The sequence below is a fragment of the Pseudoalteromonas sp. GB56 genome (assembly GCF_054923835.1).
The window spans coordinates 3,088,500-3,105,037 of record NZ_JBPCHK010000001.1 but is presented as its reverse complement, the minus strand read 5'-3'; the positions used below and the strand labels follow the sequence as shown (position 1 = coordinate 3,105,037).

At 45.3% G+C, this 16,538-nt stretch carries 6 protein-coding genes, 3 rRNA genes and 3 pseudogenes; 8 read left to right on the top strand and 4 right to left on the bottom strand.

The window, feature by feature from the left end:
• Window positions 1-451 precede the first annotated feature (451 nt).
• Window positions 452-3,580: pseudogene (locus ACH19P_RS14410) on the top strand (DUF3427 domain-containing protein).
• Between the two features lie 174 nt (window positions 3,581-3,754).
• Here ACH19P_RS14410 and ACH19P_RS14405 read toward each other — a convergent pair.
• Window positions 3,755-4,616 (bottom strand): annotated as a pseudogene (locus ACH19P_RS14405) (YicC/YloC family endoribonuclease).
• A 169-nt stretch (window positions 4,617-4,785) separates the two neighbouring features.
• On the opposite strand from ACH19P_RS14405, the gene rph reads away from it, so the two are divergent.
• From rph to rrf, 6 genes are all read left to right on the top strand, one after another.
• Window positions 4,786-5,499, top strand: a complete 714-nt coding sequence (gene rph / locus ACH19P_RS14400; RefSeq protein ID WP_462159216.1) for a ribonuclease PH — start codon at window positions 4,786-4,788, stop codon at window positions 5,497-5,499.
• Between the two features lie 24 nt (window positions 5,500-5,523).
• On the top strand, window positions 5,524-6,168 hold the full coding sequence (gene pyrE / locus ACH19P_RS14395; RefSeq protein ID WP_462159215.1) for an orotate phosphoribosyltransferase: 645 nt from the start codon (window positions 5,524-5,526) through the stop codon (window positions 6,166-6,168).
• A 56-nt stretch (window positions 6,169-6,224) separates the two neighbouring features.
• A complete protein-coding gene (locus ACH19P_RS14390) occupies window positions 6,225-6,617 on the top strand; it encodes a diacylglycerol kinase (RefSeq protein WP_462159214.1) in 393 nt (130 codons plus the stop codon).
• A gap of 541 nt (window positions 6,618-7,158) precedes the next feature.
• Window positions 7,159-8,691, top strand: a 16S ribosomal RNA gene (locus tag ACH19P_RS14385).
• A 257-nt stretch (window positions 8,692-8,948) separates the two neighbouring features.
• Window positions 8,949-11,833, top strand: a 23S ribosomal RNA gene (locus tag ACH19P_RS14380).
• Window positions 11,834-11,956: 123 nt separating this feature from the next.
• A 5S ribosomal RNA gene (gene rrf / locus ACH19P_RS14375) occupies window positions 11,957-12,071 on the top strand.
• The 16S, 23S and 5S rRNA genes sit together here, the layout of an rRNA operon.
• Window positions 12,072-12,800: 729 nt before the next feature.
• Here the strand turns inward: rrf and ACH19P_RS14370 are convergent.
• A pseudogene (locus ACH19P_RS14370) lies at window positions 12,801-14,104 on the bottom strand (inosine/guanosine kinase).
• 142 nt (window positions 14,105-14,246) lie between these two features.
• Here ACH19P_RS14370 and tadA point away from each other — a divergent pair.
• Window positions 14,247-14,753: a tRNA adenosine(34) deaminase TadA gene (gene tadA, locus ACH19P_RS14365; protein WP_462159213.1), complete on the top strand. Its 507-nt coding sequence runs from the start codon at window positions 14,247-14,249 to the stop codon at window positions 14,751-14,753.
• Here tadA and ACH19P_RS14360 read toward each other — a convergent pair.
• Both ACH19P_RS14360 and mltF read right to left on the bottom strand, forming a co-directional pair.
• On the bottom strand, window positions 14,750-14,920 hold the full coding sequence (locus ACH19P_RS14360) for a hypothetical protein (RefSeq protein WP_462159212.1): 171 nt from the start codon (window positions 14,918-14,920) through the stop codon (window positions 14,750-14,752). The two genes, tadA and ACH19P_RS14360, sit on opposite strands and share 4 nt — an antisense overlap.
• 61 nt (window positions 14,921-14,981) lie before the next feature.
• Complete coding sequence (gene mltF / locus ACH19P_RS14355) at window positions 14,982-16,370, bottom strand: membrane-bound lytic murein transglycosylase MltF (RefSeq protein ID WP_462159211.1); 1,389 nt, start codon at window positions 16,368-16,370, stop codon at window positions 14,982-14,984.
• Between the last annotated feature and the right edge of the window lie 168 nt (window positions 16,371-16,538).

Sequence of the window (16,538 nt, the reverse complement as noted above, 5' to 3'; positions counted from 1 at the left end):
AATTTGTGTGCCATTTTGTATTAAGTGTGTTGTAATTTTTTAATTGAGATTTATGCTGGCAAGGTGTTGTTTTTTATTGTTTATTTTTCATTGTTGTTGCACTAATGATAAAGTGCTGGAAAAGTTTTTATTCATGTTTGGTTAATTTAAATCTCATGATTTAGTTTTGATTTAAAATTAAATTCGTTATTTTTATAATGTAAAATATTGGCGGTTGGTTTATAGCTTTGTAGGGGAGGGGCGTATCTCAGCTATTCGAGCTGATACAAAAAAGCCCCGCTAACGCGAGGCCAGTTCTTAGCTCTTAGCTATAACTGTGAGATCTCGGAGATAAGGAATTGCTTAACCCGAATGTTATTTAGCAGGATAGGTCAACTAATCTCATGATATATAAATCAATCTTCTTTAGGTGTATGGTTTGCTCTCGTTAAAGGAATAATAAGCTTTGTTTATGAACCAATCTGGAATTTACGAACAACTCATTACTAGTCTCATTTCAGACCACCTTGATCACGAGTGATTTTACATTGGGGAACGAATTCTGGAACAGTCTGAGGCGTCAATTTGGTTGTCTCGTTTCTTGAGTCGAATTATTGAATATGCTGTTAATTGCTTACCATCAGGAGATGATCAACTTCAGCGTCAAATTGAATTGTCTAATCAACTAATTCTATGGCTTAAAGATAGACTTCAGGATGACGAGTTTTTTGATGAAAACTTACTTGAAGGTCAGGGCAAAATACTCACCGCTATATACGAAATAGAAAACCCCGTTGCCGCCGATCTTAAAAAGTACGTTGAAGATATATTCCCGTTAACAGGCCTTACCCAAAGTGAGTTGTTTTGCGGCAGCAATGCTGGCTTGTCGTTAGAGAGCGAATTAAAACGTGAGATATTATCGTCAGATACAATCTATTGGTTAGTATCATTTATCAAATGGGCGGGCATTCGAATATTCCGCAACGAGCTTGAAGAGTTTACTCGTAGTGGTCGCAAGTTAAAGGTGATCACCACGTCATATATGGGCGCTACCGATTCAAAAGCTGTTGAGTTTTTAGCATCATTACCAAATACCGAAGTTAAGCTTAGCTACAATACAAAGCGCGAACGACTACACGCTAAAAGCTATTTGTTTTTACGAAATACCGGTTTTAATACAGGCTATATTGGTTCTTCCAACTTATCTCATTCAGCCTTAACGAGTGGCTTAGAGTGGAACCTAAAAATCACCTCGCAAGAAATTCCGCATATTATTGACCGCTCAATTAATACATTTGAAACCTATTGGAACTCATCCGAATTTGAGTTGTTTGACGGCGAATTAGAAGCGAAAGAAAAGCTAACCACTGCATTAAAACAAGCACGTATTGGCGATGGCATAAATGAGCCATCGGCGCATTATTTTGAGATTAAACCATTTACTCACCAACAAGAGATCCTCGAGCAACTTGAAGTAGAGCGTTCTTTACATAAGCGGTTTAAAAATCTAGTCGTAGCAGCAACTGGCACTGGTAAAACGTTAATATCCGCTTTTGATTTTGCCCGATTCATTAAAAACAAACCTTATGCGAAATTTTTATTTGTTGCTCATCGCGAGGAGATCTTAAAGCAAGCGAGATTGGCCTATCACGGTGTGTTAAAAAACGCCAGTTTTGGTGAGTTGTGGGTAGGTAATTATAAACCCGAGCGTTATGAGCAACTGTTTGCGTCAGTGCAAACACTGAATAACCAACTCCACGATTTAAACTTATCCGCAGACTATTATGACTATGTTGTTATAGATGAAGTGCATCACGTCGCTGCCAGTTCTTATCGAAGCATTTTAGCCAGATTTGAACCGCAGATTTTACTTGGCTTGACGGCCACGCCGGAAAGGCACGATGGTTCTAATATTCTTGATGACTTTTGCGGTGTTATAGCTGCAGAAATACGTTTACCAGAAGCGATTAATCGCCGCCATTTATGCCCGTTTCAATATTTTGGTGTCGATGATGATACTGATCTGCGCAGTATCAGTTGGAGTCGTGGGCGCTACGATATTGCAGAGCTTACGAACTTGTATACTCATAACCAACAGCGGGTAGACAAAATATACCAAACCCTAAATGAACTAATTACTTCAATAAGTAACATGCGAGCTTTGGCTTTCTGCGTTAGCAAAGAGCATGCGGAATATATGTGTAAGCAATTTTTGCTCAAAGGTATTAAGTGTGACTATTTAACCAGTGATAACAGTCAAGATTGAGGTCAAAAGCAGCAAGCCCTCCGAGGTGGTGAAATCAACATTTTGTTCGTTGTTGATATTTTTAATGAGGGTGTTGATATACCTGAGGTAGATACGCTGTTGTTTTTGAGACCAACAGAAAGTTTGACTATCTTTTTGCAACAACTAGGACGTGGCTTGCGTTTAGCTGATGACAAAGAAGTTTGCACCGTGTTGGATTTTGTAGGTAACGCTAATGCTGATTATGATTTTGCCCATAAGTTTCGAGCACTGGTGGGGAAAACCGATGGCGCCATTAGTGATGAAATTAAAAATGGATTCCCTCATGCGCCGCTAGGGTGCCGTATAGAGCTATCAAAACATACTCAAGACGTTGTGCTGCGCAACATCAAAAATGCGACACTCAGTAAACAACGATTAATTGGATTAGCACACTCGTTTTCTCGCGACTCAACCTTGGAAATGAATTTGGTAAATTTCATTAAGGTATACCCACAAGTTGAAGTTGAAGCGTTGTATAAAAAACTAAGCTGGACTGAGCTTTGTTTAGAGGCAGGTTTGTTAAATGATCCAGAGCCAGAACTTGTGCGTTACTTCGCTCGAATGGTAAAGACAAGGCTGTTAGTGTGCGATGATCATGAATACTTAAACAACTTACATCGCTTCGCTACTGAAGGTTTGATAATTTCAAATTCACACCAACTCATGTTGCATTATGACTTCTGGCAACAATCAGGTGAAAAGCTAGGCTTTAAAGATATAAACGATAGCTTAAACAGACTTGAACATCAGTGGTTAAAAGCGGAATTGGCGAGTTTAACCACTTTGTTAATTGACCGTATACATCATAAACAAGAAACAATGCCAATGATGGGTAATCACCCAATAAAGCTACATGCTAGATATGCCAGAGAGCAGATACTCGTTGGTTTTGGTGCTACTACATTTGGGAAGCAGCCAAATTCAAGAGAAGGTGTATTTAACATCAAAGATCAAAATATCGAATTGTTGTTTGTCACTCTGAATAAAAATGAAAAACAGTTTTCACCGACTACTATGTATCACGATTATGCGATAAACGAAGATCTCTTCCACTGGCAAAGCCAAAATTCGGCAAGACCGGAACACGGCAAAGGGTTGGAGTATGTAACCCATAAAGAAATAGGCAAACGCCTGTTCCTCTTTGTTCGTGAGAAATCTAAAGATGAATTTGGTAAGACTATGGGATTTGTTAATTTCGGTGAAGTTGAATATGTATCACATACAGGTAGTCAACCGATGAACATCACTTGGAAATTGCGAAATACCATGCCTGCATTTATGTGGAAACAGGCAGCAAAATTGGCTTTGGCATAGCGCTGCTCAGTAATAAAGATTCAATTTGAAAAAATATTAACTATATGTACCTAGCTAGAAACAGGCTAATTGCGAATTTTTGTGTGCTGATTTTTGGAAATTTTTCAGACAGTCAGCGATGAAAAAGCCCAGTATGACTGGGCTCTAGCGGAAGTGTTTGGACTCAAATGGATATTATTCTATATTTTGAATTTGCTCACGCATTTGCTCAATTAACACCTTTAACTCAACAGCGGCGTTCGTCACTTCAGTGTTGATTGATTTTGACGCTAACGTATTCGCTTCGCGGTTAAACTCTTGCATCATGAAAATCAAGGCGTCGACCGCATGCGCCACCTTTTTTAAGGATTTTATGGGTTTCTTTTACATGCGATTTAAGGCGGTCTAATTCTTCAGCCACATCTTGTTTTTGCGCAAGATAAATCAGTTCTTGCTCAAGGCGGTTGTCATCAATTTCAGCTTGCAGCTCATCTAGTTTTTGTTGCAGCTTTTCACGTTGCCATTTTGCTACTTCTGGCATGTGTGATTCAACAATCGCCACTTGCTCCAAAATAGATTCAAGACGTGAGCTGATCATTTGCTCAAGGTTTTCACCTTCACTTGCACGAGCCGCTTTGAACTCTTCAATGGCCATATCCAACCCAGAAAGTAATTCACCTTGAACCGCATCCATGTCCATTTCTTGGGCTTCCATTACGCCAGGCCAACGAAGAATATCCACCGGATTGATATCGCCTTGGCTTTGGGCTTGCACCCATTGCGCGCTTTTCACGAGTTGCGATGCTAACGATTCGTTGATGTTTAGTTCACCCACATGGGCTGGGTTGGCTGCAAATTTAAGAAATACTTCGACCTTGCCGCGTTGTAAGTTTTTACGCAGGCGATCACGAATAACAGGCTCCAAACCACGAAATTGTTCAGGGGCGCGAATAAAAGTTTCCAGATAACGTTGGTTTACAGAGCGGATCTCCCAAGTTCCGGTGCCCCAGTCGCCTTTGATTTCTTGGCGAGCGTACGCGGTCATGCTGTGAATCATGAATGATTTCCTAAATGTCTAATAGATGGTTCGCTAAGATTATACCTTAACAAAATGTGAGCTCTAGCAGAATTTTCCAGCAAAAATGGGCAATTTCATAAAAGTGCCGTGGCATAGCTGCGGGCGAACACATATAATGTACGAAATTTTTTATTTAAGGGGATAGTGAATGCGTCCAAGTGAAAGAACACCTAATCAGATTCGCCCAGTGACCTTTACTCGCCAATACACCATGCATGCAGAAGGCTCGGTGTTAGTTGAGTTTGGAAACACCAAAGTTTTATGTACGGCGAGTGTTGTTTCAGGTGTGCCGCGCTTTATGAAAGGCCAAGGCAAGGGGTGGGTAACCGCTGAATATGGCATGTTGCCACGTTCAACCCATACTCGTAATGACCGTGAGGCTGCGCGTGGTAAGCAAGGTGGACGCACCATGGAAATTCAACGTTTAATCGCTCGTGCTTTGCGCGCTGCGGTTGATTTAAAAGCGTTGGGTGAAAACACTATCACTGTTGATTGTGACGTTATCCAAGCAGATGGCGGCACGCGCACGGCATCTATCAGTGGCGCATGTGTTGCTTTAGTTGACGCGCTCACTTACATGCGCACTAAAGGCATGATCAACACAAACCCACTTAAGCACATGATTGCGGCAATTTCTGTTGGTATCTATAAAGGTGAGCCAATCACAGATTTAGAATACCTAGAAGATTCCGACGCCGAAACAGATATGAACGTGATTCTGACTGAAACAGGTAAAATCATCGAAGTGCAGGGTACGGCAGAGGGCGAACCGTTCTCATTCGACGAATTAGAGCAGATGCTAACATTAGCTAAACACTCTATTCGCGAAATTATCGATATCCAAAAGCAGACTCTAGCTTAATCTCTAACGTTGACGAGCAAAGTAATGAAAGAATATCAAAAGCAGTTTATTGAATTCGCACTCTCAAAACAGGTTTTAAAGTTTGGTGAGTTTACTCTTAAGTCTGGGCGCACAAGTCCTTACTTTTTCAATGCCGGCCTTTTCAACACAGGTAAAGACTTAGCTAAATTAGGTCGTTTTTACGCTGCGGCGCTGGAAGATGCTGGCATTGAATATGATTTGTTATTCGGCCCAGCGTATAAAGGTATTCCTATTGCCACGACTACCGCAGTAGCGCTTGCAGATCACCATGATAAAGATGTGCCGTATTGCTTTAACCGAAAAGAGAAGAAAGAACACGGCGAAGGTGGCAACCTAGTGGGTTCTGAACTCAAAGGCAAAGTGATGCTTGTTGATGACGTAATCACAGCGGGTACGGCGATTCGTGAGTCAATGGAAATCATCGCCGCACATGGTGCAGACCTTTCGGGTGTCCTTATCGCTCTAGATCGTCAAGAGAAAGGTAAAGCTGAGTTGTCTGCTATTCAAGAAGTTGAACGTGACTTCAATACGCAGGTTGTTTCAATAGTCAAACTTGCTGACCTTATTACTTACCTTGAGCAACAAGGTGATATGGATGAACACCTAAACGCGGTAAAAGCATACCGTGATCAATACGGTGTAGCCTAATCCAATAACTAGCCCCTTACTCAGGGGCTTTTTTATGCCCAACGAATAGGTGTGTGATGCAGAATATTTCTAATAAACCCAACGGCCAAGGAGTGGGGCGTTTATTCAAAGCGCTACGTTGTACATTTCAAGGGTTAAGAGCTGCAATTAAAGAAGAAGCCGCATTTCGCCAAGAATTGCTATTGGCCCTCATCTTATTTCCTTTATCTTTCTTTATTGCCAAAGACATGTTGCAGTGGGCTGCACTGGTTTGTGTATTACTGCTGGTATTGATTGTTGAACTGGTTAATTCAGCAATAGAGGCATTAACAGATAGGGTATCGACGGAACTGCACGTTTTGTCAGGTCGAGCAAAAGACATGGCATCTGCGGCGGTGACGCTCTCATTATTAATAGCTGCGATCGTATGGGGCGTGAGTATCTATCAATATACAGTGTCTATTTTGTAACCCAACAAGTAATTAAATCACTTAGAAAGGCCATATTCTGATGAAGAAATGGCCTTTTTTAATGTGTTTTGTGTGTAATTTGTGCAAACGATCCATTTTTAGCAATTTTCTTTAAAAAAGGGGTTGCGTCAAAATCGAATCTCCCTATAATGCGCATCCACCGACACGGCGGACTGCTTACAAACAAGCAATACGAAGTGAAGGTTGAGTCAAGTAAAACTGGGTTTTGAAAAACTTTAAAGATTCTCAAAATTAAGTGTTGACAACAAATCAGGGTTGAGTAGAATGCACAGCCCTCGAGACGCGAAAGAGTCTCGAAACGTTCTTTAAAAATATGAAGCAATCATCTGTGTGGGCACTCGTACAGGTTGAGTTCTAACAGCAGATTCTAGTTCGCTAGATGACGCAAACAAATTTAGAGTCTCAATTGAACTGAGTGACCAACGGAAACAAGTTTACTTGTTTCAGCACAGTCAATTCGATTCGAAAGAATCAAAATCAGAATTCAATGAGCGCCGAATCTTCGGATTCAAAAAACTTTTAATTGAAGAGTTTGATCATGGCTCAGATTGAACGCTGGCGGCAGGCCTAACACATGCAAGTCGAGCGGTAACATTTCTAGCTTGCTAGAAGATGACGAGCGGCGGACGGGTGAGTAATGCTTGGGAACATGCCTTGAGGTGGGGGACAACCGTTGGAAACGACGGCTAATACCGCATAATGTCTACGGACCAAAGGGGGCTTCGGCTCTCGCCTTTAGATTGGCCCAAGTGGGATTAGCTAGTTGGTGAGGTAATGGCTCACCAAGGCGACGATCCCTAGCTGGTTTGAGAGGATGATCAGCCACACTGGAACTGAGACACGGTCCAGACTCCTACGGGAGGCAGCAGTGGGGAATATTGCACAATGGGCGCAAGCCTGATGCAGCCATGCCGCGTGTGTGAAGAAGGCCTTCGGGTTGTAAAGCACTTTCAGTAAGGAGGAAAGGTTAGTAGTTAATACCTGCTAGCTGTGACGTTACTTACAGAAGAAGCACCGGCTAACTCCGTGCCAGCAGCCGCGGTAATACGGAGGGTGCGAGCGTTAATCGGAATTACTGGGCGTAAAGCGTACGCAGGCGGTTTGTTAAGCGAGATGTGAAAGCCCCGGGCTTAACCTGGGAACTGCATTTCGAACTGGCAAACTAGAGTGTGATAGAGGGTGGTAGAATTTCAGGTGTAGCGGTGAAATGCGTAGAGATCTGAAGGAATACCGATGGCGAAGGCAGCCACCTGGGTCAACACTGACGCTCATGTACGAAAGCGTGGGGAGCAAACAGGATTAGATACCCTGGTAGTCCACGCCGTAAACGATGTCTACTAGAAGCTCGACTTTTCGGAGTTGTTTTTCAAAGCTAACGCATTAAGTAGACCGCCTGGGGAGTACGGCCGCAAGGTTAAAACTCAAATGAATTGACGGGGGCCCGCACAAGCGGTGGAGCATGTGGTTTAATTCGATGCAACGCGAAGAACCTTACCTACACTTGACATACAGAGAACTTACCAGAGATGGTTTGGTGCCTTCGGGAACTCTGATACAGGTGCTGCATGGCTGTCGTCAGCTCGTGTTGTGAGATGTTGGGTTAAGTCCCGCAACGAGCGCAACCCCTATCCTTAGTTGCCAGCGATTCGGTCGGGAACTCTAAGGAGACTGCCGGTGATAAACCGGAGGAAGGTGGGGACGACGTCAAGTCATCATGGCCCTTACGTGTAGGGCTACACACGTGCTACAATGGCGCATACAGAGTGCTGCGAACCTGCGAGGGTAAGCGAATCACTTAAAGTGCGTCGTAGTCCGGATTGGAGTCTGCAACTCGACTCCATGAAGTCGGAATCGCTAGTAATCGCGAATCAGAATGTCGCGGTGAATACGTTCCCGGGCCTTGTACACACCGCCCGTCACACCATGGGAGTGGGTTGCTCCAGAAGTGGATAGTCTAACCTTCGGGAGGACGTTCACCACGGAGTGATTCATGACTGGGGTGAAGTCGTAACAAGGTAGCCCTAGGGGAACCTGGGGCTGGATCACCTCCTTATACGATTTAGAACTAATTTGTTCGCAGTGTCCACACAGATGATTGTTACTTACTGGCTAGGCCGGTAGGTAATATTTTGCTCTTTAAAAATTTGGAAAGCTGATAAAAACTTTGAATTGTTCAATTTGAATGATTTAGAGTTCTCAATAAGTAAAGAAATATGCCAGTCAACGAAAGTTGATTGTGCGTCTACTTTAGTATTCTAACTTCTGGCGAAGTTAAACAGTCCTTGAAATACACACCCTTTTGGGTTGTATGGTTAAGTGACTAAGCGTACACGGTGGATGCCTTGGCAGTTGGAGGCGATGAAGGACGTATTAACTTGCGATAAGCCTGGTCAAGCTAGTAAAAAGCGCTTGAGGCCAGGATTTCCGAATGGGGAAACCCACCTGTTTACAGGTATCTTGCACTGAATACATAGGTGTAAGAGGCGAACGCGGAGAACTGAAACATCTAAGTACCCGTAGGAAAAGAAATCAACCGAGATTCCGAAAGTAGCGGCGAGCGAAATCGGACCAGCCCTTAAGCTTATTTGGTGTTAGTGGAAGCCTCTGGAAAGTGGCACGATACAGGGTGATAGTCCCGTACACGACAATGTCTTATAAGTGAAATCGAGTAGGTCGGAGCACGTGAAACTTTGACTGAATATGGGGGGACCATCCTCCAAGGCTAAATACTCCCAACTGACCGATAGTGAACCAGTACCGTGAGGGAAAGGCGAAAAGAACCCCTGTGAGGGGAGTGAAATAGAACCTGAAACCGTGTACGTACAAGCAGTAGGAGCCCTTCGAGGGTGACTGCGTACCTTTTGTATAATGGGTCAGCGACTTATATTTTGTAGCGAGGTTAACCGATTAGGGTAGCCGTAGTGAAAGCGAGCGTTAACTGCGCGTTGAGTTGCAAGGTATAGACCCGAAACCCGGTGATCTAGCCATGGGCAGGTTGAAGGTTGAGTAACATCAACTGGAGGACCGAACCCACTAACGTTGAAAAGTTAGGGGATGACCTGTGGCTAGGAGTGAAAGGCTAATCAAACCGGGAGATAGCTGGTTCTCCCCGAAATCTATTTAGGTAGAGCCTCGGACGAATACCATTGGGGGTAGAGCACTGTTTGGGCTAGGGGGTCATCCCGACTTACCAACCCCATGCAAACTCCGAATACCAATGAGTACTATCCGGGAGACACACGGCGGGTGCTAACGTCCGTCGTGGAGAGGGAAACAACCCAGACCGCCAGCTAAGGTCCCAAAGTGTATGTTAAGTGGGAAACGATGTGGGAAGGCTAAAACAGCTAGGAGGTTGGCTTAGAAGCAGCCACCCTTTAAAGAAAGCGTAATAGCTCACTAGTCGAGTCGGCCTGCGCGGAAGATGTAACGGGGCTAAACATACCACCGAAGCTGCGGCTGCGAGCTTTGCTCGCGGGGTAGGGGAGCGTTGTGTAAGTGGCTGAAGGTGTGCCGGGAGGCATGCTGGACATATCACAAGTGCGAATGCTGACATGAGTAACGACAATGCGGGTGAAAAACCCGCACGCCGGAAGACCAAGGGTTCCTATCCCATGTTAATCAGGGTAGGGTGAGTCGACCCCTAAGGCGAGGCCGAAAGGCGTAGTCGATGGGAAACGGGTTAATATTCCCGTACTTGGTATAAATGCGATGGGGGGACGGAGAAGGCTAGGCAGGCACGGCGTTGGTTGTCCGTGTGAAAGTATGTAGGCTTGAATCTTAGGAAAATCCGGGATTCTTTAAGGCTGAGATACGAGACGACACTCTACGGAGTGGAAGCTGTTGGTGCCATACTTCCAGGAAAAGCCTCTAAGCTTCAGTTTATACCGAATCGTACCCCAAACCGACACAGGTGGTCAGGTAGAGAATACTAAGGCGCTTGAGAGAACTCGGGTGAAGGAACTAGGCAAAATAGTACCGTAACTTCGGGAGAAGGTACGCTCTTGAGTGTGAAGGACTTGCTCCGTAAGCACTTGAGAGTCGCAGTGACCAGGTGGCTGGGACTGTTTATTAAAAACACAGCACTGTGCTAAATCGCGAGATGACGTATACGGTGTGACACCTGCCCGGTGCCGGAAGGTTAATTGATGGGGTTAGTCCTCGGACGAAGCTCTTGATCGAAGCCCCGGTAAACGGCGGCCGTAACTATAACGGTCCTAAGGTAGCGAAATTCCTTGTCGGGTAAGTTCCGACCTGCACGAATGGTGTAACCATGGCCACGCTGTCTCCACCCGAGACTCAGTGAAATTGAAATCGCAGTGAAGATGCTGTGTACCCGCGGCTAGACGGAAAGACCCCGTGAACCTTTACTACAGCTTGGCACTGAACATTGAGCCTACATGTGTAGGATAGGTGGGAGGCTTTGAAGCGGTGACGCCAGTTACCGTGGAGCCATCCTTGAAATACCACCCTTGTATGTTTGATGTTCTAACGTTGGCCCCTGAATCGGGGTTGCGGACAGTGCCTGGTGGGTAGTTTGACTGGGGCGGTCTCCTCCCAAAGAGTAACGGAGGAGCACGAAGGTTGGCTAAGTACGGTCGGACATCGTACGGTTAGTGTAATGGTAGAAGCCAGCTTAACTGCGAGACAGACACGTCGAGCAGGTACGAAAGTAGGTCATAGTGATCCGGTGGTTCTGAATGGAAGGGCCATCGCTCAACGGATAAAAGGTACTCCGGGGATAACAGGCTGATACCGCCCAAGAGTTCATATCGACGGCGGTGTTTGGCACCTCGATGTCGGCTCATCACATCCTGGGGCTGAAGTCGGTCCCAAGGGTATGGCTGTTCGCCATTTAAAGTGGTACGCGAGCTGGGTTTAGAACGTCGTGAGACAGTTCGGTCCCTATCTGCCGTGGGCGTTTGAGAATTGAGAGGGGCTGCTCCTAGTACGAGAGGACCGGAGTGGACGAACCGCTGGTGTTCGGGTTGTCATGCCAATGGCACTGCCCGGTAGCTACGTTCGGAATCGATAACCGCTGAAAGCATCTAAGCGGGAAGCGAGCCTCGAGATGAGTTCTCACTTGGAGTTCGACTCCACTAAAGGGCCGTTGAAGACTACAACGTTGATAGGCAGGATGTGGAAGCGCTGTGAGGCGTTAAGCTAACCTGTACTAATTACCCGTGAGGCTTAACCATACAACGCCAAAATGGTGTGAGACTGTTAAGTTAGAAGTTAGAAATTAAAGACTGAAGTAGACATTTACTTATAAAGCTTTCCGAATTAATACTGATTGCGATAGCGATTAGTAACCAACTTTGCTTGGTGATAATAGCGTTCTGGACCCACCTGACCCCATGCCGAACTCAGAAGTGAAACGGAACTGCGCCGATGATAGTGTGGCATTTGCCATGTGAAAGTAGGTCATCACCAGGCTCCTAATTAAAGAAACCCGTTGCAGCAATGCAGCGGGTTTTTTGCTTTCTAGTGTTTATGACTGCATGCCAAACCACTGTCGGGGTAAACACCGACCTACAAATATGGCCGCTCAAAGTCTCATACCCGATTTAACAAGTCCCTGATTAAACGTGGTTTCAACAATATGTCCCTGTAGCTTGGTTACCTCGGTCACCCCTGGCCTCACCTCCGTGAGCTGCGAAGCTGTGCTTCGGTCTTACTTCGCCTAATTAAAGAAACCCGTTGCAGAAATACGACGGGTTTTTTGCTTTGTGCCGATTGGGTTTCTATTTATCTTTGTTCTCGCTTCCTTCTGTTCAACAATAGGATGCTTATTGTTCTCTGTCAGCTTAGGCTTAGAGCAATGGCCAAGCAAGACCGCATAGTGCAAATACAGCGAAGAAAACAACCTCTGGGGCAGAAGGTCTCCGAATAAAGGCAATGCAGAAAAGGCCCCAAGGAAAGATGACGAGGGGTCCCATAAGGTCAAAGCCTAAGTCAGACGGAACGAGCGCAATACAAGCGCCGCAAATTATCAAACCAAGAACTACCATTACAGCAATCAAACTACGGTTCGCGCGTAACTTTTCCACCAATTTACTTAGCAAAAGCATTTGTACCGTTTAGAGCATGAATCAGTCTTAAAGATAGCCATAAACAAAAAAGCCGCTATAAAAGCGGCTTAATATAATGATTCACAAGGACTGATTACTGTTCCCAGTAAGCCTGCTCTAAGCAATCTTCTCGCTCGGGTAGGCCACGGGTTAAGCGTGGAGAATGTTGAACCAGTACTTCGAAGCTTGCACGGTTTGCATACTTACTGATCTGAGCAAGAGAAGAGTAGGTAATTGCTTCGTGATGGTGCTTCGCTGAGTTTGGTACATTGCGTTTGTGGTATTCATTAGCGCTGATATCGTGCAGCACTGCAGCTAGGGCACAATCACCGGCACCATTGGTATTTTTGATGCTATCTGGGCCACCCATAAACGGCGCTGTATGACTGTACGCTTTAATGGGGTTCTCACAGTCTTGCTTACGCATCGCTCGTGAAAACTCATAGCGGTTAAAGTCAGGGATTGCACCTGGAAGCAGCGGATACTCAGTTTCTCGTTTAAACTGCTCATCAATGTAACCAGCCATAAACATGCCGCGCTCACCAGCGGTACAGATCACAGATCGACCCAATCAAGTGCCTTATCAGCAGCGAGTAAGGGATCTTCAAAACCTGTGATTGCCTGACCTTCTTCCTCATTCATCGCAAGAATATCAACATGCTTATCTACAAACTCAGCCCACCACGTTGGGTCTTGCTCAATAAGGAATTTGGTGCCGAGCGTGAGTACGACAGGAACACCTGCATCATTGGCGTATTTAACCGCTTGCATCGTTGCTTCGGTCATGGTTTCGGCGCCTTGCGTACGCATTAAGTAGGCGCTGATCACCAAAGCCGATGAGTTTTCGATAAGCTCTTGGCTAATTGATTCAGGACGAAGGTGGTTCATTAACCCCGCGCTGATTGCGAAGGTACGCTCGCCACTTTCATCAATAAGCGTAAAGCAACGACCAATGGGACCATCCACAGGTTGCAGATAGTCGAGATCGACGCGGCTAGAGGTGTTACACAAGAATCGATAAGCGTAGCTACCGATTTTGATGTTTTCACTCATCACACCAAGCAATACTGAGCGATCATCGGCAAGCACAGAATAATTGTGCATGGTGTTGCCTATGGTGCCACCTGCAAACTCGTAATCGACCATGTCGTTCAATTTTAGACGGTCATACAAGGCATTAGTGGTGTCACTGTCAATGACCTGAGACATACCGCGACGCAAACCGAACTCATCTAAAAAGGCAAGATCGACCTTCGCTTCGATATCGACCACGATCTGATCAATGCCCACGATATAGCTACGCTTGAGCCGAGACTCAGCGTGGATCTGGTTTGTTAGTGGATCTTTAGCTTCCACTGGAAAATAATGTTTGTGTCTTCGGCGACCAGGAAACTTCATGACTTACCCGTTTTCGGTATCCATAGAACAAAAAAAGCGGCGAATTATATCTTAATTTAGCCCGTGCAGGCTATGGTGATACTTATAAAATTACCGCTTTTCGCGATATAATCGCGACTTTATTGTAGCTATTTGAGCATATATGACGAAGTTTGACGATCAGTATTGGATGCAAAAGGCCTTAGAATGCGCGCAACGTGCTGAAGCGATTGACGAAATTCCTGTCGGGGCAGTACTCGTTAAAGACGATGAGCTTATAGCCCAGGGGTGGAACCAATCCATCACGCTTAACGACCCTTCCGCTCACGCTGAAATGATGGCTATTCGTGATGCTGGTAAGGCTCTTAATAATTATCGACTTATTGATTGTACCTTGTATGTAACACTTGAACCTTGCTCAATGTGTGCGGGCCTGTTAGTGCATAGCCGCATTAAGCGTTTGGTATTTGGTGCAACTGATTTAAAGACGGGGTCGGCCGGCTCAATCATGAATTTGGTGCAAGAGCCGCGTTTAAATCACCAATTGGAAGTCACATCAGGTGTGCTAGCTGAGCAATGTGCTGAACAATTATCGGCTTTTTTTAAGCGCAGAAGACAGGAACATAAAGAAAAGAAAAAAGCGCGCCAGCAGAGCACGCAGAGGGATTAAACCTCTACCATGCTCAGTTGCTCTAGCTCTTCCATTTGCTGGGCAGCAAACAGGCGACGACGCCAGAGTATTTTATTATGAGTGTCTTTTCTTAACACTCTTCTACGTTTAGAACCCGAAAATATGGCACGACGTTTAAAGTTATGCGTTCTTCGACGTTTCAACATACTACTTCTCCTTGAAAGTGAGAGGGGAGAGCTGCCATCAAAACACGAATAAGTGACAGTTTTATGGCATTCCTGCTGATTCTTCCTTGGCACTAGCTTCGGCAACATCGAGTGCTTGGTTCTCATCGAGCCAGACTAATGTGTCGTAGTAGCGCCTTATATTATCTACGTAGGTTACGGCAACATCTCCACGCGCATAACCATACTTTGTTGTTCGATAATAACGTTTCTTCACAAGCAGCGGTAGGTATTTTTTAACGTCTGCCCATTTGTCGGGATCCGCCCCATCTCGTTGGGTGAGGATACGTGCGTCATTTACGTGACCCCATCCTACATTATAGGCTGCAAGCGCGAACCAAGTACGATCTGGTTGGGGGATGCGATCAGGCACGCGCTCAATCAAGTAGCGTAAATATTTGGCTCCGCCATCAATACTTTGCTCTGGCTTGAGACGATTCTTCACCCCGACTTGTTTCGCTGTGGGCAAGGTTAACATCATGATGCCGCGTACGCCTGTCGGTGATTTGGCTTTAGGATCCCACATGGACTCTTGATAGCTCAACGCAGCTAGTAAGCGCCAATCCAGCTCTTGGGCATAATCTTTAAACCAAGGAGCATAGGTTGGTAGCGTATCTGCAACCGCTTCGATAAATGCTAACGTGTTAACGTAATTGAACTGACGAACGTGACCGAAGTATTTTTCTTCCAAGGCATAGAGGCGGTTGTTTTCTTTTACGTCACCGAAAAATTCAATCATTAGGGCATACAGGGAGTCATCATTGTCTTGGCGCATAACCCATGCAATGGGGTCATTTTGTGTCACTGAGAAGCCAATACTAAGATTTGGATGATAACGACGAAATAGTGCCAAGGTGTGTGAGTCTGCGAGCGTGTAATCGATATCACCATCGATAATCGCTTGGAGTAATTCGGATTCATCTAATTCATCAGTTTCATTCCAGCTCAGGGTCGGGTATTTCTTTTGCACCCGATACAAGGTTTGTGAATGACTGGAGCGGGCGAGCACTGTTAAGTTACCCTCTAGGTCTTCGAAGCCTCGCGGACGTTTACGCCCTTGCTTATAAACAAGCTTTTGGCTGATGGTGCGATAACTGGGGCCAAACCGATATTGCTGGGCACGAATAGGAGAGTAGCCAATGCCAGAAGCGATTAAATCGAGTGAGCCGTTATCTAGGCGTTGGAACATGTCGTTGAGTGAAAAAAAGGGCACGATATCTAATTCAACACCCATGTAGTCGGCGAATTCTTGCGCGAGCTCATATTCAAACCCTTGTTCACCTTGGGTGCCTTGATAGTAATTACTGGCACCCGCGAGGGTGCCCACGCGAAGTGTTTTGGTTTGATAAACATGCTCAAGTTGTGTTGGTTTTTGCGGCTCTGAACAACCTAAAATAACCAGTAAAGCCAGTGCTAACCCAAATATTCTCACTGCGTGCCCCTTTTGCTTAGGTAACTACTCTTATAACAAAACCAAGGCCTTGCGTCATCTCTACTTTGGGGCAAAAAGTGTAACCTCATAAAATGCGGACAATCGTCCTTGTTGTCATCCCTTTAACTCGCATTTTAGGCGAAAATAAGTATAATGCGCGGCAACTGT